This window comes from Aeoliella fuhlenseeensis, assembly GCF_052161615.1.
Lineage (GTDB): Bacteria > Planctomycetota > Planctomycetia > Pirellulales > Lacipirellulaceae > Aeoliella.
In genome coordinates, this window is sequence record NZ_CP197417.1 from 2,456,580 (window position 1) to 2,483,020 (window position 26,441).

22 protein-coding genes are annotated in these 26,441 nt (G+C 60.0%); 8 read left to right on the forward strand and 14 right to left on the reverse strand.

Annotation, left to right across the window (positions count from 1 at the left end; all coding sequences use genetic code 11):
* Nucleotides 1-4: 4 nt before the first annotated feature.
* Nucleotides 5-1,681, reverse strand: coding sequence for an energy-dependent translational throttle protein EttA (gene ettA, locus SH292x_RS09545; protein WP_442485853.1), 1,677 nt, complete (start codon nt 1,679-1,681; stop codon nt 5-7).
* A gap of 139 nt (nt 1,682-1,820) precedes the next feature.
* Between ettA and SH292x_RS09550 the strand changes: the two genes are divergently transcribed.
* Nucleotides 1,821-2,507, forward strand: a complete 687-nt coding sequence (locus SH292x_RS09550) for a hypothetical protein (protein WP_442485376.1) — start codon at nt 1,821-1,823, stop codon at nt 2,505-2,507.
* 7 nt (nt 2,508-2,514) lie between these two features.
* On the opposite strand, the gene SH292x_RS09555 is transcribed toward SH292x_RS09550, so the two are convergent.
* The gene (locus SH292x_RS09555; protein WP_442485377.1) at nt 2,515-3,186 is read right to left on the reverse strand and encodes a hypothetical protein; all 672 of its coding nucleotides are present in this window, start codon (nt 3,184-3,186) and stop codon (nt 2,515-2,517) included.
* Nucleotides 3,187-3,219: 33 nt separating this feature from the next.
* A complete protein-coding gene (locus SH292x_RS09560) occupies nt 3,220-3,399 on the reverse strand; it encodes a hypothetical protein (RefSeq protein ID WP_442485378.1) in 180 nt (59 codons plus the stop codon).
* Nucleotides 3,400-3,544: 145 nt separating this feature from the next.
* On the opposite strand from SH292x_RS09560, the gene SH292x_RS09565 reads away from it, so the two are divergent.
* Entirely contained in the window at nt 3,545-4,090 is a 546-nt protein-coding gene (locus tag SH292x_RS09565) for a hypothetical protein (RefSeq protein ID WP_442485379.1), read from the forward strand.
* A gap of 7 nt (nt 4,091-4,097) precedes the next feature.
* On the opposite strand, the gene SH292x_RS09570 is transcribed toward SH292x_RS09565, so the two are convergent.
* From SH292x_RS09570 to surE, 3 genes are all read right to left on the reverse strand, one after another.
* Nucleotides 4,098-4,853 (reverse strand): hypothetical protein, encoded by a 756-nt coding sequence (locus SH292x_RS09570; RefSeq protein ID WP_442485380.1) that lies wholly within the window; start codon nt 4,851-4,853, stop codon nt 4,098-4,100.
* 142 nt (nt 4,854-4,995) lie between these two features.
* A complete protein-coding gene (locus tag SH292x_RS09575; protein ID WP_442485381.1) occupies nt 4,996-5,454 on the reverse strand; it encodes a hypothetical protein in 459 nt (152 codons plus the stop codon).
* A complete protein-coding gene (gene surE / locus SH292x_RS09580; RefSeq protein ID WP_442485382.1) occupies nt 5,430-6,227 on the reverse strand; it encodes a 5'/3'-nucleotidase SurE in 798 nt (265 codons plus the stop codon). Before surE ends, SH292x_RS09575 begins: the two co-directional genes overlap by 25 nt.
* A gap of 167 nt (nt 6,228-6,394) precedes the next feature.
* Here surE and guaA point away from each other — a divergent pair, with 167 nt between their 5' ends.
* The 4 genes from guaA to SH292x_RS09600 all read left to right on the forward strand — a co-directional run bounded on the left by guaA (nt 6,395) and on the right by SH292x_RS09600 (nt 10,407).
* Nucleotides 6,395-7,945, forward strand: a complete 1,551-nt coding sequence (gene guaA / locus SH292x_RS09585) for a glutamine-hydrolyzing GMP synthase (RefSeq protein WP_442485383.1) — start codon at nt 6,395-6,397, stop codon at nt 7,943-7,945.
* A 691-nt stretch (nt 7,946-8,636) separates the two neighbouring features.
* The gene (locus SH292x_RS09590) at nt 8,637-9,272 is read left to right on the forward strand and encodes a hypothetical protein (protein WP_442485384.1); all 636 of its coding nucleotides are present in this window, start codon (nt 8,637-8,639) and stop codon (nt 9,270-9,272) included.
* A complete protein-coding gene (locus SH292x_RS09595; protein WP_442485385.1) occupies nt 9,269-9,589 on the forward strand; it encodes a hypothetical protein in 321 nt (106 codons plus the stop codon). The genes SH292x_RS09590 and SH292x_RS09595 overlap by 4 nt, the downstream gene beginning before the upstream one ends.
* A gap of 80 nt (nt 9,590-9,669) precedes the next feature.
* Nucleotides 9,670-10,407: a heme-binding protein gene (locus SH292x_RS09600; RefSeq protein ID WP_442485386.1), complete on the forward strand. Its 738-nt coding sequence runs from the start codon at nt 9,670-9,672 to the stop codon at nt 10,405-10,407.
* Between the two features lie 147 nt (nt 10,408-10,554).
* Here SH292x_RS09600 and SH292x_RS09605 read toward each other — a convergent pair whose 3' ends face one another.
* The 5 genes from SH292x_RS09605 to SH292x_RS09625 form a co-directional block, all read right to left on the reverse strand.
* The gene (locus tag SH292x_RS09605; RefSeq protein WP_442485387.1) at nt 10,555-11,232 is read right to left on the reverse strand and encodes a DUF2293 domain-containing protein; all 678 of its coding nucleotides are present in this window, start codon (nt 11,230-11,232) and stop codon (nt 10,555-10,557) included.
* A 49-nt stretch (nt 11,233-11,281) separates the two neighbouring features.
* Complete coding sequence (locus tag SH292x_RS09610) at nt 11,282-11,599, reverse strand: cupin domain-containing protein (protein ID WP_442485388.1); 318 nt, start codon at nt 11,597-11,599, stop codon at nt 11,282-11,284.
* Between the two features lie 260 nt (nt 11,600-11,859).
* The gene (gene clpX, locus SH292x_RS09615) at nt 11,860-13,146 is read right to left on the reverse strand and encodes an ATP-dependent Clp protease ATP-binding subunit ClpX (protein ID WP_442485389.1); all 1,287 of its coding nucleotides are present in this window, start codon (nt 13,144-13,146) and stop codon (nt 11,860-11,862) included.
* Nucleotides 13,147-14,101: 955 nt separating this feature from the next.
* The gene (locus tag SH292x_RS09620) at nt 14,102-15,613 is read right to left on the reverse strand and encodes a hypothetical protein (RefSeq protein WP_442485390.1); all 1,512 of its coding nucleotides are present in this window, start codon (nt 15,611-15,613) and stop codon (nt 14,102-14,104) included.
* Between the two features lie 5 nt (nt 15,614-15,618).
* On the reverse strand, nt 15,619-16,602 hold the full coding sequence (locus tag SH292x_RS09625) for a DUF6384 family protein (RefSeq protein ID WP_442485391.1): 984 nt from the start codon (nt 16,600-16,602) through the stop codon (nt 15,619-15,621).
* Nucleotides 16,603-17,079: 477 nt separating this feature from the next.
* Between SH292x_RS09625 and SH292x_RS09630 the strand changes: the two genes are divergently transcribed.
* Both SH292x_RS09630 and SH292x_RS09635 read left to right on the forward strand, forming a co-directional pair.
* Nucleotides 17,080-21,066: a PA14 domain-containing protein gene (locus SH292x_RS09630; RefSeq protein WP_442485392.1), complete on the forward strand. Its 3,987-nt coding sequence runs from the start codon at nt 17,080-17,082 to the stop codon at nt 21,064-21,066.
* Nucleotides 21,067-21,257: 191 nt separating this feature from the next.
* Nucleotides 21,258-22,484 carry a cell surface protein gene (locus SH292x_RS09635; protein ID WP_442485393.1) on the forward strand — a complete coding sequence of 409 codons (1,227 nt, stop codon included), beginning with the start codon at nt 21,258-21,260 and terminating at the stop codon, nt 22,482-22,484.
* A gap of 66 nt (nt 22,485-22,550) precedes the next feature.
* Here the strand turns inward: SH292x_RS09635 and solA are convergent, their stop codons facing one another.
* The 3 genes from solA to holA form a co-directional block, all read right to left on the reverse strand.
* On the reverse strand, nt 22,551-23,681 hold the full coding sequence (gene solA / locus SH292x_RS09640; RefSeq protein ID WP_442485394.1) for an N-methyl-L-tryptophan oxidase: 1,131 nt from the start codon (nt 23,679-23,681) through the stop codon (nt 22,551-22,553).
* A gap of 56 nt (nt 23,682-23,737) precedes the next feature.
* Nucleotides 23,738-25,195: a hypothetical protein gene (locus tag SH292x_RS09645; protein ID WP_442485395.1), complete on the reverse strand. Its 1,458-nt coding sequence runs from the start codon at nt 25,193-25,195 to the stop codon at nt 23,738-23,740.
* A gap of 176 nt (nt 25,196-25,371) precedes the next feature.
* Nucleotides 25,372-26,430 carry a DNA polymerase III subunit delta gene (gene holA / locus SH292x_RS09650; RefSeq protein ID WP_442485396.1) on the reverse strand — a complete coding sequence of 353 codons (1,059 nt, stop codon included), beginning with the start codon at nt 26,428-26,430 and terminating at the stop codon, nt 25,372-25,374.
* Nucleotides 26,431-26,441 lie beyond the last annotated feature (11 nt).

The following is a 26,441-nucleotide window of genomic DNA, read 5'->3' on the forward strand; positions in this document are numbered from 1 at the left end:
CGTCTTACGCGTGCAGCTTCTTGTACTTAAACCGCTTTGGATCATTCGCGTCTTCGCCCAGGCGTGCGCGACGGCCTTGTTCGTAGGTGTCGAAGTTGCCTTCGCAGTAGTGGACGTAGCCGTCCCCTTCGAACGCAAGGATGTGCGTTGCCAAGCGGTCGAGGAACCAGCGGTCGTGGGAGACTACTACTGCACAGCCGGCGAAGTTCGCCACCGCTTCTTCCAGGGCGCGAAGCGTATCGACATCGAGGTCGTTCGTTGGTTCGTCGAGCAGCAATACGTTCGAACCACGCCGCAGCAGTTTGGCGAGGTGCACACGGTTGCGCTCACCACCGGAGAGCACCCCGACCTTCTTCTGCTGATCGGCCTTCTGGAAATTGAACCGCGAAACGTACGCCCGCGAGTTGATGGTGTGCTTGCCCATCTCCAGGATCTCGTGGCCCCCCGAGATTTCCTCGTACACCGTTGCGTCAGGGTCCAAGGCATCGCGGCTTTGATCGACGTAGCCGAGGTCCACGGTTTCGCCCATCACCAGCGTGCCGCTATCGGGCTTTTCGAGTCCCATCAGCATCTTCAGCAACGTCGTTTTACCAGCACCGTTGGGGCCAATGATGCCGACGATGCCACCCGGCGGGAGCCGGAAATTAACGTTGTCGAGCAGCACCTTGTCGCCATAGGCCTTGGACAAGTTCGTAGCTTCGATCACCAGGTTGCCGAGCTTAGGTCCAGGCGGGATGTGAATTTCGAGCTCTTGTTCTTTGGCGTCGAAGTCCTCGTTGGCCATTTGCTCGTAGGCGGAAATACGGGCCTTGCTCTTCGACTGCCGTGCCTTCGGTGAGGCTCGCACCCATTCAAGCTCGCGCTTCAGCGTCCGCTGCCGAGCCGACTCTTGCTTCTCTTCGATCTCGAGTCGTTTGCGTTTCTGCTCCAGCCAGCTGGTGTAGTTGCCCTCAAACGGCAGGCCCTTACCACGCTCGATTTCCAGGATCCAGCTCGCCACGTTGTCGAGGAAGTACCGATCGTGGGTCACGGCGACAATCGTGCCAGCGTACTCAGCCAGATGGCGTTCGAGCCACGCAATGCTCTCGGCGTCCAAATGGTTCGTCGGTTCGTCGAGCAGCAGCAGGTCAGGCTTCTTGAGCAGCAGTTGGCAGAGCGCGATGCGGCGCTTCTCGCCGCCGGACAGTAGCGCCACTTCCGCGTCGCCGGGGGGCAGGTTCATGGCGTTCATCGCCACTTCGATCTGCCGGTCTAGCTCCCACGCGTTGGTGGCGTCGATGCGGTCCTGCAGCACCGCTTGGCGGTTCATCAGTTTGTCCATCGCGTCGGGATCGTCGGCCACCTCGGCATACTTGTCACCCAGCGCTTCGAACTCCGCCAGAATCGCCCGGGTTTCGGCGACCGCGAGCTCGACATTCCCTTGCACGTCCTTCGTTGGATCGAGCTTTGGCTCTTGTTCCAAGATGCCGACGGTAAACCCGTCGCTGAGCTTCGCCTCGCCGTCAAATTCCTTGTCCTGCCCGGCCATGATCCGCAGCAGCGTACTCTTGCCCGCGCCGTTGCGACCCAGCACACCGATCTTCGCCCCGGGATAAAAGGCCAGATGGACATCGGAAAGCACCGTGCGTTGCCCAATTTTCTTGGTCAGGCCGGTCATCTGAAAGATATATCGCTGCGACATGGAGAAAGCTGTCTTGAGGATCGAGGAAAATAGGTGAGCGAACGCCGTAATGCGTCGGGGCATTTTGCTGCTGATTCTACCGCATCCAGGCGATAGAATTGGTGGGAGGACGGTCGATTTTACACTGACAGGGCTAGTTATGGCAGCGGTGGTTAGCGATCAACCGAGCTTTCGAGTAACGGCCGACGACGAGTTAGACGCCGCGGATCGTCGCGTCTCGCACCGCCGTCGACGGTCAGCCGATGATTTAGCGGTCGAGCGATTCTTGAGACGGCTGGGGCACTATCGCAACCTACTTACACGGTACGATTTGCTGCGAGCCGATTGGCTGCTGGCATTTCGGGCGGACTTTCGCAAGATTCTCCGGAATCGGCCTCAAGGTGGAATCGAGTCCTTCCTCGCCGCAAGCCCGCTCGACCATCCGAGTTTTGGCATCGCCATTTGGCTACTCGGCCGGTGTGCGAGTCGCCAAACCAGCGAGGTACTCGATCAGTTGCCGGTGGATGAGGATGTCCGCTTGCGAAGGCACTACGTTCGCGCACTCCATCGGGTCGAATCGTGGCCACGCCTCCGCCAAATCGCTCGCCGACATCCGGGCGATCCGTACGTGAAGCGATTGCTTCGACGCAACTCATTAGACACCTTCGCCCGCCGCGTTTCCCGCTTCGCCCAGCACGTCGATCGTTCGTATGAATCCGACGCTGCGATGGCGTCACGAATGCCACTGTGGTTCCGCGACACCGAGTGGATCGAAACGCCTCCCAAAGATCCCAGCTGGATTCGCGAGCTTCTGGAGCGAATAAAGCGGTGGGTGCGGGGCGAATAGTTCAGTGTCAGCGTCTTTGCACCAGTACTTCAACCTGCCAGCAGTCGGTTGTCTCCATCCGCTTGCGTGGCATCGATTTGACCAGAGGTAAACGAGCTCGCGAGCAAAACTCGCGTGCCGCTTGTTCGAACACCCGCGGGGTCGACATGATGTCGGTCATCAGCAGATAACGTTCCCGTCCGCTGGGCAGATCGACGAGGCAATGGAACTCGCTATAAACGTCTTCGCCGTGGGGTGCTGCTATGAGCAACAAGCAGAAAAGTTGGTCGGGTGAGAAAGTATGCCGGCCGGCGAGAATCGAGACCAGGTCCGTTTTGCGATCGTACTCCACCAGAGGACTGACTGAATTCAAGTGGCGGATCCGCCAGTAATGACCGACGGGAGGTCCGAGTACTCCCAGGCAGGTTGCCGCGACGGCAACGAACCAACCAAACGCTCCCAATGGCGGACCGTACATCAACCATGCGTACCACCAGCCATAAAAGAACAGGCCGATGATGAGCATCATTACCAGGCTGCCGACCATAGAAAACCGGGCCGGCACGATCATGTCGCGAAACGGCTCGCGGGCGAATCGCAGCCGTTGGTTATTCATGTAGCCTGAGCCGAGGAGCGTTAAGTCCTCGGAGCAAAACCCAAAGCGTTCAGCGTTTTCCCATGTGTTCGACGAGTGATTCATGTTGCCTCTCGCCCGACTATTCGCACTGACGGATCAGTTCTTGCCGGCGAGCTTCTTGGCTTGCAGTTCCAAACACTTTTCCTTCGAGTTCCGAGACACCGGTTGCTGAGCGTCCGCAAAGCGAATCGCCGCCATCAGCGCAGCCCATCGCTCACGGGCATCCCAGCACCGCTCACGCTTCGCTTCTTCTTGTCGTTTTAGGTCGGAATCCATCAACGAATTCTACCTAGTGTTAGTGTCCCAGTCGCCTGCAGCTTAGGGCTTACAGCTTAGAGCCTACAGCTTAGCGCCTACTCGGCCACCACGGCCCTGACGGGCCCCGCTCGCCGATTCTTGTCTTAGTGCTTAAACTACTGCCATGGAATACTTATTCGAAAATCCGGTGCCGCTGATCCTCATCGGTCTCGTGCTGCTCACCTTTACGGGCGTGCTGTACTTCACGACGCGGAGCGTGGGCTCGTTCGTCGCCAGCGTGGTGATCGTGGTGCTGATGGTCAGTGCCCTGGTGATGGAACAGATCGTTTTCACCGAGCGCGAACTCATCGCCGTCGCCATCGGCGGCATCACCAACGCCGCCGAAGAGAACGACATGCCGCGGGTCGAGAGCTTCCTGGCCCCAACCGCGACCAAGACGCGGGCGATGGTCCAGCGGATCATGCCCAAGGTGAAGGTCGAGATGGCTAACATCATCAGCGATATCGACATCACGTTCGACAACCCCAAGGATCCAACTCGCGCCACCGCCAAGTTCACGGGGCGTTTCGGGGGAGCCTATGGCGGAGCCAGGGGAATGGATACCTTTCCGGTCACCGTCGAGCTCGTGCGCGACGAGCATCGCTGGCTGATCGACAGCTTCACGTCCGACAAAGACTTCGAGTCCGAAGCCGCGAAGTTGATGCGTTAGCTTCGCGTTACGGCCGCGGGACCTGGCGATAGTCATACCCGCTGCCGGGCTGAGCCGGACCTTGCATCGGCGGACCTTGTGGAGTACCACCGCCCGGTCGCTGGCCAAACCCAGGGCCACCACCGTTCCACGGTCCGCCATTCCACGGCCCTTGTTGACCAGGTCCGCCTTGCCATGGGCCTTGCGGTCCCTGTCCACCTTGCCATGGACCGTTATTCCAAGGACCTTGCTGCGGGCCTTGCTGCCAAGGTCCGTTGTTCCACGGACCCTGCTGCCATGGTCCTTGCTGCCAAGGGCCATTCCATGGGCCCGGTTGCCAAGGCCCGGGTTGCCATGGACCCTGCTGCCAAGGTCCCTGAGTATTCATGCTGCCTTGGTAGAAGCTGCCCGTCAGGTAAGAGTCCTGCCAAGCGTCGTGCATCCGCTCCCACTCGGCGTCGAGCTGACCATTGCCATTCGCCCAGTTCTGCACTTCGTAGAACGTATCGCTGCTCCCCGCGGCACCCGGCAGGTGCGTTCGCGAGGTGCGATAGCCACTGGTGACTATGCGAGGATCAGGAAGCTCGTCGACCCACGCGTGGCGTTCGTACTGAGCAACGCGTGCTCCCGACTCGGGATCGTGCGAAAACGTGCTCGGGCTAAACACCCAACTTGGTTGCTCGCAGCACTCTTCTGCGCGAGCAATTCCTGCAGACAACAGCATCGCGCATACGAGGCGAGCAGTCATCGAACTGGAAACGAGCGAAGCACGAAAAGCATTCATGGCAGGAGCAAGGTGCTAAATGAAAAGGCGGGAAGCTACTTCCACCTTAATCACCACGCCCCTGTCACCCAATAAAAATGCCCGAGAAACACCGTGCCAAGTGTCAATCGTAACGGTTGCAACGGTTAGCGCGAGCTCACCCTCACTCCGGAGCCACTGCTTCCTCTTCGATCAGAACTTTGTAGACCATGTGATCCGTGGGGTCGTACTCGTACTTGTACCCCTCTTCGATTTCTGGAAGTGGAGTCTGCAGCGGTTCCCACACTTTCTTCATGAACTCTTCGTGCGACTTCGGATACTCGCCAGTGGTCGCGTGATAGTGCTGTATGGCTTGCGTCACGGCGTAGCTCTCGATTTCCTCGCGAGCACTTCGATAGCCTCCAGCCACCGCACCCAAGTAACCGCGTGGCGGTTCGCTTTGCTTGGCGGACTCGCTCATTTCAACTCGCGCGGGTTGCTCCACCACTGGCTCGGCGGGCGCTTCCACTACCGCCGCGGGTGGGGCACTCGCGGGCTGTTCGGGGAGTTCCACCGAGCTGTTGCAACCTACTACCGCGAGCGCGCCGAGCAGCGCGCTCAGCTTCCGACTTTGAGGTCCCATGTTCGCATCTCCGATAAGTGAGCCGCCTTGGTTCGATCGACCGTGAGCGGCGTGAGGGTAATGTGGCCTTGGAGTACCGCGTTCAGATCCGTCTCGCGGGGGAACTCCGTCGGTGGTGTGCCCGACGCCCAGTAGTAGCGCCGTCCCTTCGGATCGCGACGCTCCTCGAATTGCGCTGGCCAGCGGGCGACTCCCATCGGCACGATGTGCAGTTCCGCGGGATCGTCCACAGGCCTTTCGGTGGCGGACGTTGGCACGTTCAAATTATACAGCTTGTGATTCGCAAACGCATCTTGCGCGAGCATCTGTTCGAGGATCGAAACACTCAGCGTCGCCGCGCGATCGAACTTCGGATCGTCGTCGTACTCCAGTGATACCGCGAAGCTAGGGATTCCGTACAAGGCACCCTCGGTCGCCGCGGCGACGGTTCCGGAGTACAGCACGTTGATGCCGACGTTCAGGCCGCCGTTGATTCCGCTGACTACCAGGTCGGGTTCGCGGGGGCAGAACTTCGCGATCGCCAGCTTCACGCAGTCCGCCGGGCTTCCCTCGACCGCCCATCCACGTTTGCGGTTCGGCGAGACATCGCCGTACCCGCCGAGCGGGGTTTCTTTGGCCATCAGCGGCGTCAGGAACGTGATTGAGTGCCCGACGCCACTCTGCTCGGTCGCCGGGGCGACGACGATCACGTCTCCCAGTCGCCTGAGCTCTAGTTCCATCGCCGCAAGGCCGGGGGCGTAAATTCCGTCGTCGTTTGTCAGCAGGATCAGCATGTCAGGTGGGGCTAAATGGGTGGGGCGTCAGGGAATTTTCACTATAGGTCAGTCGTCCTTTATCGAGCAACGGTGCGGATAGCCCGCGAGGCGAAAACGCGCTACAATCACAGGTTTTCCGTCAGGCTCCGCCTGGCTCCGTAGCCTCCCTGCCCTCCCCCGCCGCCATGTCCACTCTCGCTCAGCAGCGTGTCCTCGTTCTCGACTTCGGTTCGCAGCTTGCCCAGCTTATCGCACGCCGCGTTCGCGAGCAGCACGTCTACTGCGAGATCGTCCGGCACGACATCACCGCGGCGCGGCTTCGCGAACTCGCCCCCATGGGCATCATCCTCTCGGGTGGTCCCAGCAGCGTGTACGCGGATGGGGCTCCGAAGTGCGATCCCGAGCTGTTCAATCTTGGCATTCCTGTGCTTGGCATTTGTTACGGCATGCAGCTCGCTTGCCAGGCGCTTGGTGGCGAGGTGAAGAACGTTCCCAGCCGCGAGTATGGTCGTGCTCATTTGGATGTCACCGATCACAGCGATTTGTTCGAAGGAGTGAAAAAGGAAACCGAAGTCTGGATGAGTCATGGCGATCAGGTCACGGCGATCGACGAGAACTTCACCACGCTCGCTGCGACCCACACTTGTCCCTACGCCGCGGTCCGTCATAAGTCGCTCCCCATTTTCGGACTTCAGTTCCATCCCGAAGTCACCCACACGGTCGATGGAAAAACGCTGCTCGCCAACTTCGTTCGCAACGTGTGTGGCTGCGATGGCACTTGGCGGCTCGGCGACTTTGCCGACGAAACGATCGCTCGCGTTCGCGAACAGGTTGGCACCGATCGCGTCATTTGTGGTCTCTCAGGTGGTGTGGACTCGGCAGTGGTTGCGGCGTTGCTCGCCCGTGCGATTGGCCCGCAGCTTTCGTGCATCCTGGTGGACAATGGTCTCCTGCGTAAGGATGAAGAGCGAGCCGTGGTGCAGGAGTTCAGCACGCACTTCAAAACCGACCTGCATGTGGTGAAGGCCGAGGATCGCTTTCTCGCCCAGCTCGCCGGCATTGTCGATCCGCAGGAAAAGCGTCGTCGCATTGGCCACGAGTTTATCGCCTGCTTCAAGGAAGAAGCCGATAAGATCCAGGACGCCAAGTACTTGGCTCAAGGAACGCTCTATCCCGACGTCATCGAGAGCGGTGCGTCGGCCGATGGTCCGGCGGACACGATCAAGTTGCATCACAACGTCGGCGGACTGCCGGCGGAGCTCGGCTTCGAGTTGATCGAGCCCCTCCGCGATTTGTTCAAGGACGAAGTGCGTCAGCTTGGTTTGCAGTTGGGCCTGCCCGAAGAAATCGTCTGGCGTCATCCTTTCCCAGGACCTGGGCTTGCGGTGCGTTGCCTCGGCGAAGTGACTCGCGAGAAGCTTGCCATGCTCCGCGAAGCGGACGCGATTGTGGTCGGCGAGATCAAGGCGGCCGGACTCTATCGTTTGACAAGTCAGTCGTTCGCCGTGCTGCTGCCCGTGCAAAGCGTTGGCGTAATGGGCGACAGCCGCACGTACGACAACGCGGTGTGCGTCCGCAGCGTGAACACCGACGACTTCATGACCGCCGACTGGAGCCACCTGCCTTACGAGCTGCTGGCCCGCATCTCGACGCGAATCATCAACGAGGTAAAGGGCGTCAACCGCGTGGTCTACGACATCAGCAGCAAGCCGCCGGCGACGATTGAGTGGGAGTAAAATTGAGCAGCGTAAAGTCGCATCTTCAGGATATTTCATTGGGTGCGACAAAACTCCTTTTCCTCCCCGCGGGCGTGTCGACGTAAGTTCTACTTTCACAAAGCCTTACGAAGCAGCTTGCCTAGCGTGGGCGAAGAGTAAAGTCGCAGCGCAACCCCGCAGGTGCGACATTACTCTTCTTGCTCATCGATCTGTATCTCACGCAATGGCCGTAGGCCGTATCAAGCTCCGCGCCGATACGGCAATTCACGGTTTGCCCATGCGCACATTTAGCGCCCGCCAGTCCTCAAAAACCTCGTCATTTTCTATCATTTTAGGTTGTCAAAGAACCAAACCCGCCTATTCGGCGGTATGTGTATATCGGAACACATGTAGAGCGCGCTTTCTAGTCGGTTTCTGGAAAAAAGTGGAAATAGTTCGGGGGTGATAAATCGTGCCGCCGGACTCAAATACCTAACGCGTTTGGTAGCAACGATAGCGGGACGGACCTACAATTCGGAGGGCAGTTGTTCTCTCTAGCGATTCCCGTGGACGCCTCAAAGATGTCCGCATCCTTGTCCGCCCATCATCCATCTTGGCAAAACGATGCCTTGCTTGGCTAATGGCGCGATTGTCTCGGGGGAGTTGCGAGCGAGACTCTGGAGCACCCTTTGGATGCCATTGAAGTTTGATCGAGAGTGAGGTTCGAAAGATGCCGACCTTCGCCGCTTCTATGGTCGTGTTGTCAGTCGTGCTCTGGCTCTCTAGTCTGCCGGTATGGCCATTCGGCGAGCGTTATCCGAACTGCGTGACGGCCCGCGTTGACACTCCTTTCGTTGCTGTTGGAGCTGTATCCAATCAGGGTGTCAGTTCGCTCTTCGTTACTCGCGAGAACTTGGAGCCTTGGCGGCACGTATGGCAAGAGCGGGGGGACAGCCATTTCATCGGGTTTCCAGTTCCAGCTCAGCCCTTCGGTTTGCCCCACGGCGGATTGATGTTCCAGGCGAGCGCCACGACGATCGGTTGGGATTTACCCTACTGGTTCATGGCGGGTGTGTGGCTTGGTGTATTCGCGAAGTATTTTGAGGGATGGAGGTATCGCAGCAGCGATCTCATTTACTTGATGACCTTCGCGGCCGTGGTGACGGCGTGCTTCCAGTCGCGCTGCGTATTGCCGGTAATCGTGTTTTCGAATCTTGCCACAGCGTTGATCTGCCTTGCGGTCGCTTGGATGGGAGTCAGGTGGTTCTATCAAGCTTCGAATCCACTTTGGCCTTTGGTGCTGGGACCTAGTTATAAAAACGACGTAAACGCTTTTACGAAGCCTTCACCAGAGCAAACACCATGAATGCAGCAGCTAGTGGCAGTGGCGAATCGCCCTTTCATGAGTTTTTCAAATCGAACGCCGAGACGCTCATTCTCAGCGTTGGGCTTCCTCCACTGATGCTCCGCGATGGTCGTTTGGTACGGATTGCAGAAGAGGCTCTTCATCCAGATGAAGTCTTGGGCCCGATCAAGTCCATAACGCCGGAGCGTCATCAGGACGAGTTGCGGGAGGGGTACCTTGTTCAGTTTGAATTCAGGGCGCGCGAGGACTTTCAGGCAACCGCTTGCTGGAGAGAAGGAGATCGTTACCTCGTCCTTCGTCGGGAGTCCACCCTCTGAATTCTCCCCTGGTCATTATCCCCCGCCTGCCAATAATTCCTCCGGCAATTTATCCGCATGTTCCACCGGAGGGGTTCACGATGTTCGTTCGTAGTTTGGCGGTTTTTGGCCTCGGATTGGCATTGGCACCTGTATTCTGCGGGGCGGAGGAAGTGGAAGACAAACCGGCGACTACCGGCAAAGTGATCGAACGCCTCGGTGGCGAGGCCAAGGTCGACGAGTTGCCCCAGGACGATGGGACGGTGTTCTACCGGTCGGGCGAGTACCGGGTGATCACGCCGCTGCCGGTGGGGTATCCGGCCCCGACGCCGCCGAAGGTTGTGGAGGTGAAGTCGTACCCGGAGGTTCGTCGGGCGACGTTCGATGGCAAAGGGGCGGCGCCGGACGGGATGAAGAACTCCTCCACCGCGTTCTTTCCCCTGTTCGGGCACATCAAGTCGCGGGGCATCGCGATGACGGCACCGGTGGAGATTGAATACGAAGGTTTGGAGTCGGGTGACGAGGGTAAGATTTCGGGTTGGAACATGTCGTTCCTGTACCGCGATAAGAGCGATGGGCCCACGCAGTCGTATGCGAACATCACGGTCGAAGACGCCAAGCCAGTGACCGTGGTCGCCACGGGCATCGCGGGGGACGTGACGCGGGAAAAGATCGACGCGGCGCTCAAGGTTCTCCATGAGTCGCTGGAGGAGTCGACGGAGTGGCAGGTGGCCGGCGATCCGCGGGTACTTGGCTACAACGGGCCGGACATCAAGGAGAGCTTGCGGTGGGGTGAGGTGCAGTTGCCGGTGGAGCGGGTGGACGCTCAAGAAGAGTAGGCAGTCGCCCGTACAACGGAATTTATTCCGTTACCTGACCCGGAGTAAACTCCAACCATAAGTAACGGAATGAATTCCGTTGTACGTTATCGGGCTCGGAGAGCCCTCCCACAGTTGGTCCAGTGAGCCGAGCCCTCCCACAGACCACTAACCTGTTATTGCTGCTCGTAGCGGGCAGGCTTCGGGCGATCCGCCGCGGCGGTATTGTTCTAGCAACTCTTTCGAACGCTGGGCGAGCATGCGGCGGACTTCGCGGCGTTTGCCTTTGACGCGCGGGATCTTCATGTCGTCGTACGACGTGGTCTGATGACGCATCCAGGCGATGACGGCCGACTCAGCGCGGCGTTCGATGGGGATCCGCTTGGTCCGGGCGACGGTTCCGCTGCCAACGGGGGTGGCGTGGTCGGTGACGGCTTTGGCCAGATGGCTGGCGAGGTCCGCGTGCTTCGGATGGAAGTGGAGGTACGTGACCACCGCACCGAAGAAGTCCTCGACGTACTCGGTTTGGACCTTGTCGCGCCGCTTGGCTGCCGAGGCTTGGCGTCTGGCGTAGCTGTCGGTCGAGCGCTCGGCTTCGAGTTCGGCGCGGATGCGTTCGATGGTTTCTGCCGGTGCCCACACGCCCCGCGAGAACATCTTGCGGCCCTTTTTTTCCTGCACTACCCAGTGATCGCCATCGGTCTTCACGCGGCGGGTGAGCGTGGCGTCGCCGGGCGGCAGTAGCGACCAACCCGCCGGCACACGAAGCACTTGTCCGTCTGCCGTGCGAACGGTGTCGGGAGTAGTGCCGGGCGCGAAGGTGGCGGTAGACGTGGCTTGCTTCATGAGATGCGAGTCGAGTGCGTGATCTTCAGTGATACCGTCTAGAACTTCTCTACGCGGTGTAAAACACGGCGAGCCACACCGTGGGCTCAAGCGGCGAAGTGTGCTCGACGCGATGCCGGCGGTGAGCGGGGATCAACACGTGATCGCCTGGGTTCATCGCCAGTACTTCACCATCGTCAAAGCGGAGCGTGGCTGTCCCTTGAAGGACGACCACCCACTCCTCGTCCGCCTGATCGTACCAAAATCCCACGGGGCTCGCCTGGCCGGTGGAGACGATCCGCTCGATGCGGACGTGTTTCGACTGGGCTAGTACGGTGGTGAGTTCCTCGGGGAGTGCCGTGGGGAGGTTGGCGAAGAGGTTGGGCATCGTGCACGAGCTTCAATATTTATGAAGTGCGGAGGTAGCCGGCGCCTTCGGCTGGGCGTTAAACGAATTGGGGGTCTGTAAAAACAAAGAGCCCGGGCACCATTGCCCGGGCTCGAAGGAAACGATGGAGACTTAACCTCCGCGGGCCGTGAGGCGAGCGGGCTTGAACGTCGTCCATCCGTGGATTCTAGAGCTGTAAGCTGTTGGCTATAAGCTCAAAGCAAACGGCCTACAGCTTATGGCTTACAGCCTACAGCTACTTAAGCGCTTTTGTTGACTGGCTCTTCAACCGTGTCGAACAGCTTGGCGCGACCTTCGACGATGTCGTCGGTGATCACGTAACGCTGGCCGCGGGGGCGATCGGGCAATTCGAACATGATGTCGAGCATCACGCTCTCGATGATCGATCGCAGACCACGGGCACCTGTCTCACGTTCGGCCGCACGGCGGGCGATGGAGCGAAGTGCTTCGTCGGTAAACTTCAAATCGGCTTCTTCCATCCCAAAAATGTGCTGATACTGGCGAGTAAGAGCATTTCGGGGTTCGGTAAGTACGCGTACCAGCGCTTCTTCCGGCAGAGGCCGCAGCGAGCTTACAACCGGCAAACGTCCCACGAGTTCGGGAATGAGGCCGAATTCGATCAAGTCGTCCGGTTCGACCTGTGCCAGGGCTTCGCCGAGCGAGAGTTCTTCGCCAGCGGTGTCGCCTTGGGTGAAGCCGATGCTGCGGCAACCCAGACGCTTGCGGACGATGTCTTCGATGCCCGAGAAAGTACCACCACAGATGAACAAGATGTTCGTGGTGTCGAGCTGGATGTACTGCTGCTCGGGATGCTTGCGGCCACCCTGCGGCGGAACGTTTGCCGTGGTGCCTTCAAGCATCTTGAGCAAGGCCTGCTGAACGCCTTCGCCCGACACGTCGCGGGTGATGGAGACGTTTTGGCTGGTCTTGCCAATCTTGTCGATCTCGTCGATGTACAAGATGCCTCGCTGTGCGGCTTCGATATCGAAGTCGGCGGCGTGCAGAAGCTTGAGCAACAGGTTCTCGACGTCTTCGCCCACATAACCGGCTTCGGTCAGCGTCGTGGCGTCGCCGATGGCGAACGGCACGTTGAGCGTACGAGCCAGGGTCTTGGCAAGCAGAGTCTTGCCGCAACCGGTGGGACCGACCATGAGAATGTTCGACTTGTCGATCTCAATTTCATGTTCGTCGTCGGCCACCATCAGTCGCTTGTAGTGACTGTGAACAGCGACGGCGAGCACTCGCTTGGCCGACTCTTGGCCAATGACGTAGTGATCGAGCTCGGCCACGATTTCACGCGGCGAGGGGATCTTGGTGAACAGTTGCTTGCTGCCACCGCGACGTTTGCGTTCCTGATCGAGAATGCTTTGGCACAGCTCGATGCATTCACCGCAGATGTAAACGTCACCGGGTCCTTCGACTAACGGTCCAACGTCCCGGTAGCTTTTTCGGCAAAATGAACAGAAGGCGTTCTTCTTCGAAGTGCCGCCTCGGCGTGTGCTGGTTAGATCCCTGCTTGAGGGCATGTTTGCTCCTTCCTCGTCTCGTGAGCCCTGTGGGTAGACCGTTGTCTTGACCCCCAGGGTGCTTCCTTGGGTGTCGCTCGATGACACAAACTTTCGCAGGGCTTTTGAGACCACATCTCGTCGTCCCGACGAGGCGTTGCTGGGAGGGCTGGGCTCAAGACCTGATGAATATTTGTGCCTTCACGCGAGGCGAGGCTTCCTTGTCCACGCTCAGTCGAGCAGTGTTCGACTCTTGTACGCAGTACCGCTGGTGTTCGTTCATCGACCTTTCCACGCTAGCGGGGCGAGCCCGTTTTGGTGGCGAAGTACAACCGGACCAACTGGTCAACTAAGGTCCGGCAGTGCTAAAGGTCAAAGGTGATTTTGTCGCTTGTTTTCGTGTAGTTTAACTTGTCGCTAGCTAGCCTGCTTTGTCACTGGCTAACTTGACTCGTCGCTAGTCATTCGTGTCGGGCTTCGGTTTGGGGGGCTTTGCGGGTTGCGAGTGACCCCCTTCGACGCCGGCTTGGATTTGCGCTGCTAGCTTCGATTTTATTGTTCGGTATTCGCCGTCGCTCAGAGTACCTCGGGAATGCAAATCTCTGAACTTGGAGAGCAGTTCGCTGGGGTCCTGCGTGTCGTGATCCGTGCGATCGTGCAGGCTTCCCAACAGCGTGCCGCGTTCGCGGTATCTTCGTATCAGTGTGACAGCCAGGGCCAAAAGCGCAAAGATCAAGCCGAACCAAAAAATGGCCGTACCCAGTCCATACGCCTTGTCCGTCCAACTTGCCCCAATCAGTGCCAACACCGAAGTACCTCGGGCTACTGGTTTTATGCTCGCCGGCGGACGGCAGCCCCAGCCACCCAGCTCCCCCTAATTATGGCGGGAGTGCGCTGTCGCGTCCACATTCTCCAGTTTGACATTCGGCGATTTTGGACCTCGGTGATGAGATTCCCCGCCGTTTAGAAGCGGTGGTTAAAAGCCTCGCCCCGAGGTGAATCCGCCGCCGCGACGGTAGGGCGGTTTGCCGCTCGACTGGCGACTTTGCTGGCGGCTGGGGCCTCGGCGGTGCATGCCCCGCTGGGCCGACTGGCGGAGGGCCTCGCCGGCCACCTCGATCAGCACCCGCCCGAGCACCCGTGAGACGTCGCTGTCGAACACGTTGCCCAGGTCGGGCCAGCTGCCGCTGCCACTATCGAACTCAGGGCGGACGAACCGCTGGTGCTCGCGAAGCGTCGCCCACAGGCCCGAGGAGCTGCTGTTACCCTCAAGGTAGCGATCGACCTCCCGCGCGACATCTAGCCGGTTGTGGAACCACGACCGGCGGGAGTCGAACTCGCTGGAGCGGAAGCGGAGCACCACTTGATCGAGCCCGGCGACCTTCTCGTGCCAGATCTCCAGCAGCTTGCGATCCTCGTGGCTCTGCTCGCGGGTCGATCGAAGCTGCTCGTTGATCCGTTTGATCTCGCGGAAGATTTCGTCGTCGGTGGTCTGGGGAGTCGCGCGGGTGCGAACGGCAAGGGCCGATTCTTCCATGCTACCCAAGAAGTCTCGTAGGCGATTCACCCCCTCGACGTAGTACTCGTTCTCGGTTGCTTCCAACTGGGAGATTTGTTTCTCGATGCGGTCGCGCTCGGTCTCCTGCTTGGCGACTTCGCCGAGCAAACGTTGCCGCTCGTCGCCCAGCTCGGTCCCTTGCTTCAAGAGCGCGGTCAGGCCGATCTCGTCGCTGATAGCATCCTCGATCGCTTCGAGGCGTTCCATCAGCTTGGTGAATTCCGCCCGCCGGCGTTCGACCTCGGCGGCCATTAGCTCGGGCGTGACCTTCAGGAAGTTGTAGCTCTGGCGGTTTTTGTGGAATTTGACGATTCGCGCGACCCAGCCGTCGAGCTGCTTGGTCAGGCCCTTGCCGTTGTACTCGGGCGTGCCATAGCCGCGTTTGTGGAGGTACTTGAACAGCTTGCTCTTCTCGTACGCCGGCAGCTTCTCGGCCACTTCGTCGCGCATCTCGGCGACGCGGAGTTCGTTGCGTTTCAGCTCGGTTTCGGCCGCAAGGGCTTGCTCGGAGAGCGTTTGAAACTCGGGGTGCGCCCGCAAACGAGTCGCGAGCTCGGATTCGAGTTCATCCCGCTTGGTGGCCAGGATATCGAGCTCATTCGTAACCTTCTCGATCTGGTTGTCGAGCCCGCTGCGGCGGTCGAGCATCGCGTCCCACTGGTCTTGAAGCTCGGCTTCGTGCCGCTGTTTGCGGCGGAGCAGCTCCTCGATTCGCCCGCGCACTTCCTTGAACTGCTTGGCGACGGTGGAGCTCGAAATGTCGGGCAGGTAGTGCTGGGCGAGCTCGACCAGGGCGTCGCCACGGCGGTCGACGAGGTCCTTCATGAAGGAGTCGAGCTTATCGAGATTCGCGCGGACCTCGTCCGCTCGACGGCGGGCGTCGCGGCGCGAGTTTTCGAGTTGGCGGACCACTTCGCCGCCTGGAATCATGTTGCTTACCACGTAGTGATCTGCCTCCCCCGCTCCAGCTTTGCGCCCCCGGCTCCGGGCAGGGTGACTTCGACATCGGTCTCCCCACGCCGCTTCACGGCGAACTCGCGGGCGTCGACGATGCCGTCGGCTTCCTTGTCGGCTTTCACGCGTTCGTAGACATCCTGAGGCACTTGTTCAGCCCATTTATTCACTTGTTCATGGTTGCCCGATTCGGCGTTCCGAACTTTCATGGGCACTGTGTTACCCTTCGAGTCGACCGCCTCGACGATCACGTAGTAGCCCGACAGTCCACCGGTGTCCTCGGAGTAGCGATCGACGCCCGTTTGTCCGTCGGTGACGATCATGAGTCGGTATTCGTCCTTTAGCACCGATTCTTGGTTCAGCAGCCGATCGCGAAGTTGCTCGAGCGCCGACACGTCGTGGCGGTCGCGGTACGTGGCGGCTTCGGCGCGGGCTGCTTCGGCGGCGCTGGCGGTTTCGGGGTTCGTGGTGAGGGCTTCGATGGAGCTCGTCACCTCTTCGACCTGCGAGTAAACCTGCTGCGAGCGGAGCTCCTTGCGCCGTTCGCCCGGCATCATGCCGCTGAACCACCAGCCCCAGGTCAACAGCGCGGCCGCCGCGATGGCCATTGTCCAGCCGACGATCTCGTACCGCCGGACGTAGACGCCGGCAACGAACGTCTCCACGCCAGGCTCAGGGGGATCGAACTCGTGCAGGTTGGCGAAGTAGTGCTTGATGGCCACTTCGATCTCGGCGTCGGTCACGGGGTCGCCGGCGAGGTCCGCCGCTTCGCGAAGCTTGAGCCGGAGCATCGCGATGGTTTCTTCGCGATTGAGCTCGCGTTCGGCGACCGATCGCTCCTTGCGAAGCGTTCGCGCAACGTCCATCACCCGCGTCATCTCGGCGAGGGTCAGTTTTTGATCGGCCGCGACGATTGCGGGATCAAGTTCAGGGGTCGTGGCCTGCTGGGAGGCGGAACGGCTCATGGGAATGCTCTAATTCGTGGAGGCAATGATCGCGTTAGGCAACAGGAGCGCTAAGGAATCGTTACACTCTCCGTAAATTAACTGTTTTGACTGGTTGCGGGTGGCGGTAAGCCGTCTATACAATCGCTTGGCAGCCCACATCCTACAAGATGGGCGGCCCAAGGACATTCGCCCCCGCGGCGTTCGTCTTGGCGGGGGGGAAAGGGGAGGACAGCGTGGGGCTGTCCGCAAGGGGTTGGTGGGGTGCCTGCCATCGTCGGCCAGGGGTCGGCGTTATGGGCGATTCGGTCGCTCTCAAGGCCACCGGCCGGAGTCTAAACTGCCCAAGGTGATTGCAACAAGAAGTACCAAGTTCGCTGGTTCCACGCTGCCGCTCGCTTTAAAGCCTCCACTGCGCGTCGCCGCCAGCAGGCCAAGTCACGATCCCTGGGCGCGGGCCTGCGAGGGTGCAAATTCGAGACGCTGGAACAGCGGGCGATGCTCGCCACGAGTCCGAACATCGTGCTCGTCATGACCGACGACCAGCGACTGGACACCATGTTCGCCATGCCGATCACCCAGCAGCTGATCGGCGGCACCGGCACGACGTTCGAGAACGCGTACACGGTCACTTCGTTCTGCTGCCCCTCTCGATCGTCGATGCTGACCGGTCAGTATGTCCACAATCATGGAACGGTTGGCAACGACGAACCTCAGGGCGGGTTCGAGGGCTTTGACGATTCGTCGACGCTCGCGACTTGGTTGCAGGATGCTGGCTATCGCACGGGCCTCTACGGTAAGTACCTGAATGGCTATTACGAAACCAGTCCGCGCAACGCCGACCCGAACAACATGTACGTTCCGCCCGGGTGGGACGAGTGGCATGCCTTCTTGGGATCGAGCTTCTACAACTTCGATATCTCGGCGAATGGGGTGTACACCGAATATCCCGGCGCGAATTATTCGACGGACGTGCTCGCGGATTTGGCTTCGGATTTCATCGAAACCGGTGAAACCAATGACGACCAACCGTTCTTCCTGTTCTATTCGGTAAAGGCTCCTCACACTCCTGCCAATCCTGCGCAGCGTCATAACTCCGAGTTTGACGACATCGAACCGTATCGCCCGCCATCGTTCAACGAAGCGGACGTATCGGATAAGCCTGCGTACGTAAGGAATCAGGCTCCGCTAACTACGGAGGATATCGCGATAATTGACCAGTTCCGCGAAAACCAACTGGAGTCACTGCTTGTTGTGGACGAGGCCGTCGGCCAATTGGTCGAATCGCTGCAGGCGAATGGCGAATGGGATAACACGATCTTCGTTTTCATGTCGGACAGCGGCATCCAATGGGGTGAGCACCGCTGGGACGTGAAGGGAACCGCGTACGAAGAGACGATTCGCATTCCTATGATCATCCGCGATGGCCGCGACCCCGTGCAGCGGACGAGCGATCCCTACGCACTGACCATCGACATCGCTCCCACGTTGCTCGAGTACGCTGGCGTTAGCGTTTCCGACCACATTGATGGCGAGTCGCTAGTACCGCTTATAACGGGGCAAGATCCCACGTGGCGTACGGATTTCATCGTCGAGCACCTCAACATCGGCAGTCAGCCAACGTCGATCGCACTCAGGTCCGGAGACTGGAGCTACAACGAGTACAGCAACGGCGAGCGAGAACTCTATAACCTCGCCACCGATCCCTACCAGATGCAAAGCCTGCATAATGACCCGGCCTACGCATCGATTATGAGCCAGCTTTCCGTTCGGCTGCAAGAACTAAAGTCCCAGGACACGCAGGCACCGCAGATCACCAATGTCACGGTGACACCGAACACGACGAACGAAGGGTCCATCACCATCAAGGCGACGGTGAGTGACGTGAACACGGGTAGCAGCGAAGTCCGCATGCCGACGTTCCACATCGACTCGTTGGGCGGTATCCCCCAGGGATTCGCGATGTACCCGGACGACGGACTGTTTGATAGCGTGACAGAAAACGTCACAGCGGTTATTTCCCCCGAGGCGTTTGCGGCGCTCAGCGTCGGTACTCACACGATCTACGTTCGTGGCCGCGATACAGCCGCGAACTGGTCGTCGGCTGTCACGGCGACGTTCACCAAGACGGCGGAAGCTCCGACCCAGTCGTATTTAAGCATCAGCCCGCCATCGATATCCGGATTCGAGGGCGACGCCGAGTTCGTGATCTACGAGTTCGTCGTATCCCACACGGGCGTGGTCACTAGCACTTCGACCGTTGATTTCACCGTAGTGGGTACCGGTTCGTCTCCAGCGGATGCGCAAGATTTCGGGGGATCGTTTCCTGTAGGCACGGTCATGTTCGCTCCGGGTGAAACTACCCAAGTGCTCAGTATTCTGGTCTCTGGCGATACCCTTCCCGAACTGGACGAAGCGTTCCAGGTCGTGCTTTCCAATCCGTCGGTTAATACGAATCTTCAGTCGACCATGGCTAGCGGCCTTATCCGCAATGACGAGCAACTCGAAGCCGCGCCAGGACTCAAGGGCGAGTACTTTAACGACGTCGCCCTAACAGAGTTCGTCTCGACGCGAACCGACTCGACGGTCAACTTCACCTCGGGTTGGAATGGCGGACCTCCCGGCACCGGCGTCACGGCGGACCAGAACTACTCCGTGCGTTGGTCGGGTGAAGTGGAGATCGCGGCTGGCGGAGCATGGACGTTCTACACCACGACCAACGACGGCGTCCGTCTGTGGATCGACGACCAACTGGTCATCGACGACTGGAATGTGCACATCGCGCTGGAGAATTCGGGGACCGTTAACCTTACCGCCGGATGGCATCGCATTCGGTTGGAGTACTTCCAACAAGGGGGCGGAGCGGTTGCCACGCTGTCATTCGCCGGCCCTGGGCAGACGAAGGCAGTCGTGCCGCAGTCTCGCTTGCGAACGGCCTCGATTCCAGAGCCCGTCGCCCCCGTCTTCGCCATCGCGGCGGCCTCGGCCTCGAAGGCGGAAGGCAACGCCGACTTTACTCCCTACACTTTCACCGTCACGCGGACCCAGAACACCACGGGAGCGCTCACCGTCGATTACCTGGTGACGGGCTCCGGCGGAAACGCTGCCAATGCAGCGGACTTCGGTGGCAGCGTGCTATCGGGGACGCTTGCCTTCGCTCCAGGCGAATCGTCAAAGACGCTCACTGTTCTGGTTGCAGGCGATAGCGCCGTCGAGGTAGACGAAACGTTTGTCGTCACTCTAGTCAACGCCTCGGGGGGCGCGGAGATATCGACGGCCACCGCGGCGGGCGTGATTCTGAACGACGACGTTACCACCCCCGCCACGGAGCCAGGTCTCAAAGGCGAGTACTTCAACTCAACGAGCCTGACAAACCTTGCTACTACGCGGGTTGACCAGTCGATTAACTTTACGTCGGGTTGGAACTCAACTCCTCCTGGCACCACCGTGACAGGCGACGCCAACTACTCCATACGCTGGACGGGACAAGTCGAGACTCCCACCGCGGGCAACTGGACCTTCTTCACGACGAGCAACGATGGCGTTCGGCTCTGGATCGACGATCAACTGGTGATCGACAACTGGACCACTCATATCGCCACGGAGAACTCTGGCACACTCAACCTCTCCGCCGGTTGGCACTCGATTCGGATGGAGTACTTCCAACAAGGTGGCGCCGCCGTGGCGACGTTGTCGTTCCAGGGACCCGACCAAGCGAAGGCAATCGTTCCGACGAGCCGGCTGCGAACCGGTGCCTCGACGCCACCCCCTGGCCCCACCGGCGATGGGCTGGAAGGTCAGTACTACAACTCGACAAACCTGACGGGCCTTGCCAGCACCCGCGTTGACAGCAGCGTCAACTTCACCACCGGATGGAATGCCAGCCCGGCGGGGTCGGGCGTTACGGCTGATGCGCAGTACTCCGTTCGCTGGACCGGTTTCGTCGAGACGCCCGCGGCAGGCGACTGGACTTTCTACACTACCAGCAACGACGGAGTCCGGCTTTGGATCAACGAGCAGTTGGTGATCGACAACTGGACCACGCATGCCGCCACTGAAAACTCCGGTACGATCGCTCTTGATGCGGGCTGGCATTCCATCCGATTGGAATACTTCCAGCAGTGCGGTGCCGCGATCATCACGTTGTCTTACCAGGGCCCGGGGCAAACCAAGGCGATCATTCCCCAGGCACGGCTCAGCAGCACTCAGCCCGGTGCGCCGATGGTACTCCAGGTACTTAGCTACTCCGGCGAGGAGCAGATTGATCAACCCTACGTCGCCCACGCGCTGTCCGAGGGGAATGGCTCCGCTCGGGTCGACCCACTTCTTATCGAAGCATCGGCGGACCAGGTCCTGCTGGCAGAGTTGCGAAGGGCGCGAACCTCGCGGCGCGATGCATCCCGCTTGATCGAGCCCGACCAGGCGTTTGACGCAGTCTTCGCCGAACTAGGCGAGGGCATCTTCGGTCCATTGTGGATCGATTAATCGCCACGGCCGACTAACGCCTACTCCCAAGTCGCTTTCTGCGATTTCGTGTGCGCTGCGCGCGGCTGCTTGCCGTTTGCCGCATTTTGTTGTTTACTAAGTGGCGAAATCCAAGCATCGGGCGTGACTGGCGAATGGTCAGTTCTGCCGGCTTTTTCGATCAAGTAAATCCAACCCCACCGGGGCTCCTCATGGCACAACAAACCGCCACCCAGACCAAGTCGAAGTCCGAATCCAAGGGCCGCGTGAAGACCTCCAAGTACATGGACCGGGCGCTCGAAGTGCTGGAGAAGTTCGGGGTCGCCACGGGTAAGGACGTGCAGAACGAGCTGATTCGGTTGCTAGAGGAGGTTCGCCACGTCGACGAGCCTCGAGCCCTCGCGATCGCGAACACGATCAAGCATATGAGCGACTTCAACCAGCTCGTTCGCGACAACGTGGAGAATATCAACGTCGGCAATCGCTACCTCGATATCAGCCAGATGTTCGATTCGATCCGCGAAGACTCCAAGCGGCTGATCGGCCAGCTTGACGACGGCAAGATTGGCTTCGGCGAGAAGATGTCGAACGTCTGGATGAATCTTCGCCGCGGCACGCCCCACGCGCGGTTTGAGAAGATTGTCGATGTCTACCAGGACGTGTGCAAGGACACCAAAGATCAGCTCGAGCGCGAGCAGGAGATCATGGATGGTTACATCGACTTCCGCTTCGCGCTGAAAGAAGCCGAAATCCTGTCACGCGAACTGCTGGAGCAGCAACTGCCGAATCTGGAGAAGGCTAAGCAGACGCTCGCCGATGCGCAGCAGGCAGTAAGCGACTACACGGGGGACGACGAAAGTCAGAAGTCGCGGCTCGAACTGCAGCGCGACGAGGCCCACGACGCCTGGAAGCGTGAAGACCGCGTGTACCAACTGTGCAAGGACATCGCCGAGAATCTGGCCATCGGCTACGACGTTGGCGAGACGCTCATCACCAAGCTCCGCCAGACGCACGAAGTGAAAGACCAAGTCTACCGCCGAGCGGTGACATTCTTCACGACCAACGAGCACGTCTTCACCATCCTCGGCACGGTCTACACGTCGCAGCAAGGCCTGCACGAAGCCACGCAGTCGACCGAGGCACTCAAAGAAGGCGTTAACAAGAGCCTTGAGGATGTTGCTGATCTCGGACGCGAACTCGAACGCGCGGCACTCAAGGCCGGGTATGGCTCGACCATCAGCCCGCAGTCGCTCGAGAAGTTGGTGAAGGCGATCTCCGACTACCAGGTCGAGTCGCTGCACATGATCGCGGAACTTCGCAAAGAGAGCGAAGACAACGCCCGCGAGATTCGCCGGGTGGTGGAAGAGGGCAAGGCTCGGTATCAAAGCACGCTCGCCAAGTTTGCGCTGGGGCAAACGCCGGAACGGGAACAAGAGTAGGCGTTGATCATCCCCTCTCCCGGGCCCTCACCCATGGGTGAGGGCCCGGGAGAGGGGCTTGCGATATCAACTCTGTTGAAACCGGTTTGCACTTAAAAAACCGATCGGCAGCTTCGTCTCTCCGTTGAGCGCGAGATCGGCGAGCGCTTCGCCCAGCACCGGGGCGAACTTATAGCCATGTCCCGAGAGACCTGCCGCGAAAGCAACTCCGGGAAACTGCGGGTGGCAATCGACGATGAAGTGACCATCTGGCGACATCGTGTAGAGGCACGTCTTGTGGCTCGTTGGTACCTCCCCTGCCCCGACAAGGCACTCGCGTGCGAAACGCTGGGTCGCGAGAAGCTCTTCCGGATCGGTCGTCGGATCCACGGAGAGCGGGTCGGCTACCTCAACGCCCCCCGTATGTTCGGCGACTTTGAACGTCTGGCCGTCGAGCGAAGGAAACCCGTAGTGGACGCCGTAGTCGAGCTCGTACAGGTAAACGGGTAGCTCTGCAGGGCGTTGCATGCTGGACACCGGGAACCAAAACAAACTTTTTCGCACCGGTGTGAGCGGCACCCCAAGTTCACCCAGTAGTCCCGCCGCCCACGCCCCCGCGGTGACCACGAGTTTGGCCGCCGAGTACGTCGCATCGCTGGTGACGACTTCGAAGCTATCGCCGACGCTGCGCCAGGAACGGACTTCGCAGTTCGTGACAAGCTCCGCCCCCAACCGTCTGGCATCGGCGAGCATGGCCTCGACGCACCGCTCGACGTGGAGGCAACCAGCCGTCGGTTCGAACACCGCGGCGAGCCCTTCAGGAATTCGTAACGCGGGCCAGCGGCGGCTCACTTCGTCGACATTCAATTGTTCGACATCCAAACCATGCAAGCGAGCCGCGCTCAGCACTCCAGCAACCACTTCGCCATCGGGTGGCCCAACTTCCAGAAGTCCGCAGCGCTCGAACAGCGTTAGTCCAGAAGTTTGCTCTACCTCGTTCCAGTGTTCGTACGCGCGCCGTAGAAGCGGGACGTAATCGGAGTGCTCGAAATAGGCCTGGCGAATGACGCGGGTTTCGCCATGCGTGCTGCCATGAGGGTGCGGCGGAGCGAATCGATCGATGCCGAGCACCTTTGCGCCTCGCCGCGCAAGCTCGCGCATCGCAGCGCTGCCAACTCCACCGGCTCCGATCACGATCACATCGAACGAAGTGGTCATTGCTTAGTTCGCAGAGAGCCGGCTAAGGGAGATTCGTAGAGAGGCAGAACCAGATGCTACTCGGCGATCTCGAAGTCAACAACCGACTTCCCAATCTTGCCGCTCAGCCGGTCGCGAAGTAGCACTTGCAGTTGGTACTTGCTGGCGTAGATTCGTGTTGGAAGGTTTACCGTGTACTCGATGTAGAAGTCTTTCCGCTTGCCGTGACAGTTGTCGTCGACGGTCGCGAACTCACCGCCGTCTACGCGGTTGCCGGCTTGGTCGAGGATTTCGTAGCTACTCGCGAGGGACGTGTGGTACCCCTTGTCGGTCGATTCGCTGCGGAAGTTATCGACCTCGGCATACAGCGTTACGGTTTGGCCTGGCTTGAACGTTCTTTGTTCAATGCGATCGTAGTCGCCGAAGCCATACACTTTGCTACAGAAAGTCATGTTTTTCACGGCGAGGTTCGAAAGTTCTCCAAGCCGTGCGCTGGCTTCCGCAAGCTGCGTGGCGGCGAGGCCCGCTCGGGCCTGGTCGTCGGGCATTGCTTCGTGATCGAGCAGCGTCGCCATGGCGAACAACTGGTTGGTCCAGTACGTCTGCTCTGTCGGCGTCAGTCCAGGCACCGGCTCCATCGCCAGTTCTTTATTGCCGGCGACGAGGTGCATCAGGCGCAGGCGGACGTGTTGGTACGCTTCGCTCGTGTTGCGAGGATCTTCTTTGGTCTTGCTGGCCAGTTGATCGATCGTCTGCCCCAGCGCGTCCTGCCAGTTTCGGGGCGTCTCGACTTCCAGCGACGTGGCCGCGGTGCTCGTTTCGGGCACCGGCATCAGTTTCGGCGATTCGTCGTAGCTCGCTTGCTGCACCTCGACCGGTGGCTGTGTTGACTTGGGAACCGTCGCAGGTTCGGCAGATGGCGCGCTGGTTTGCGGTGGCCCAATCGCTGCGCTCTCAAGCGGTGCGGTGGGAGGCGCTTGCGCCGGAGGATTGGTAGAAGGTTCCGCCGCTGGCGGAGCGTAGGTTGCCGGACTGGGACTTGCCCCAATCGAAGGTGGAAGCTGTGCAGTGTGAGGTACGCTGGTCGATGGCTCGTTGGCGATCAGGTTCTTGCCCGAGCCGGTGAGTTCGCGGTGATACTGCCAGCTCGTGCGGAACTGACGTGCGACAAGCGGCCTGAGGGGTGGCTTGGTGTTTTGCAGACGCTCGACCAGTTGCTGGGCGGCCACCGGATCGACGGCCCCGATGGTTTGCAAGTCGCGGAGCACTTCGTCGTTGGTCGGGGCTTCGCCGCCACCGACTGCGTTCGTAGCCGGCGAGGCAAAGCTATTCGGATCGGCGAAGGACGCCGTTTGCTGCACCGTGGGCGAGGTGAAATCAGAACCTTCGCGGGGCGCGGACATAGGCAGGTCGGCCGTCGGGGGATCGGTCGACTTGTTCGCGGCCGATCGCGACCATGGCAATGCCTGGCAACCTGCGAGCAGCAGGCAACCGGCGAGCACCGTCAGTAGGCGGATTCGTAACACCATAAACATTGTCGCGGTGGGGCGAGACCTCCCTGTCTCTGGGCCAGGCACTTGGTGGCCCTTCGATAGCACTTCGGGGGCGGATGGTAGGCGATCGACCAACCGTGGGCAAGGCGATTGTGCCCCTGAATTCGTTTGATATCGAATGAATTTCCCGCCAGTAGCACTGCTAGCCGCTGGATGTGCTAGCTAGTGGCAGCAGGACGCTTCGGCGCCGCGGCGGGTGACAATCTCGCGATCAGCCGCTCCAGTTCGAGCCGACCTCCGTGGGCATCGCTGTTGTGGCCCTTCATCGCCATGTCCATTTCTAGCAGCCACGTCGACAGCATGACCGCCCGCCCGCGGCCGATGGACTTGAGTTGCTGCGTCCCGCGATCGACGATACTCGGCCAGAATCCCGCCTCGGCCATGATCTGCGGGAAGTAAGGACGCTTGCCGGCGGCCTCGGCTTGTTCCACGAGTCGGCTAGCCGTGGCGAACTTGCGAAGCGTGTAGGCGACCTGCGCGAGGATCGGAATCGGTTCCTCACCGGCTGCTAGCAGTTTGTCGAGCTGCTTGATCGCCTCGGCCGAGCGGCCTTCGACCATCGCGTCGATCATGTCCCACGTCTGCCGAGTGCGCCAATCGCCGACATTTGCCACGACCAGTGCCGTGTCGATCTTGCCATCGTCGGCCATCAAGCTGAGCTTGGCGACTTCCTGGTCCATGAGTCCCAGCGCTAACGGAAGTTGTTCGAACAACTGGTCGCACGCCCCGCGGTCGAGCGTCGCCTGATGAACATGCTTCGCGCGGTGCGTGAGCCACTTCTTGGCGGCGGTGGTGAACTTGGTGAGCCGCTGCTGCTTGTTGTCGGTCGGCACGCTGCACTCGATGGCGAGGCCCTTTTTATCGGTCGCCTTGGCGAGTCGCGTGGTCTTGGGCCAAGTCTTCACTTCGAGGATCAAGCACCGCTTGCTCTGCGGCTTGTCGACCCATGTTTCGAGCTTATCCCGATACTCGGTGACGAACGTGTCTGCATCCTCGATCACCACCACGTCGGCGGAGTCGCCAAACAAGCTGATGGTGGTGAGCGCGTCGTGCACGTCCCGCCAATCCGCCTCCTTGCCCGTGAAGAACTCCGCCCCTTCACCACCCCGCAGCGCGAGCAGCGACTCGCGCTTCAAATAGTCGTCGTCCCCAAACACCGCGCAGAGCGGACCACGCTCGGGGATGGCAGAGGCGACAAGGAGTTCAAGAGCGAGCATGTTCTTTGGAC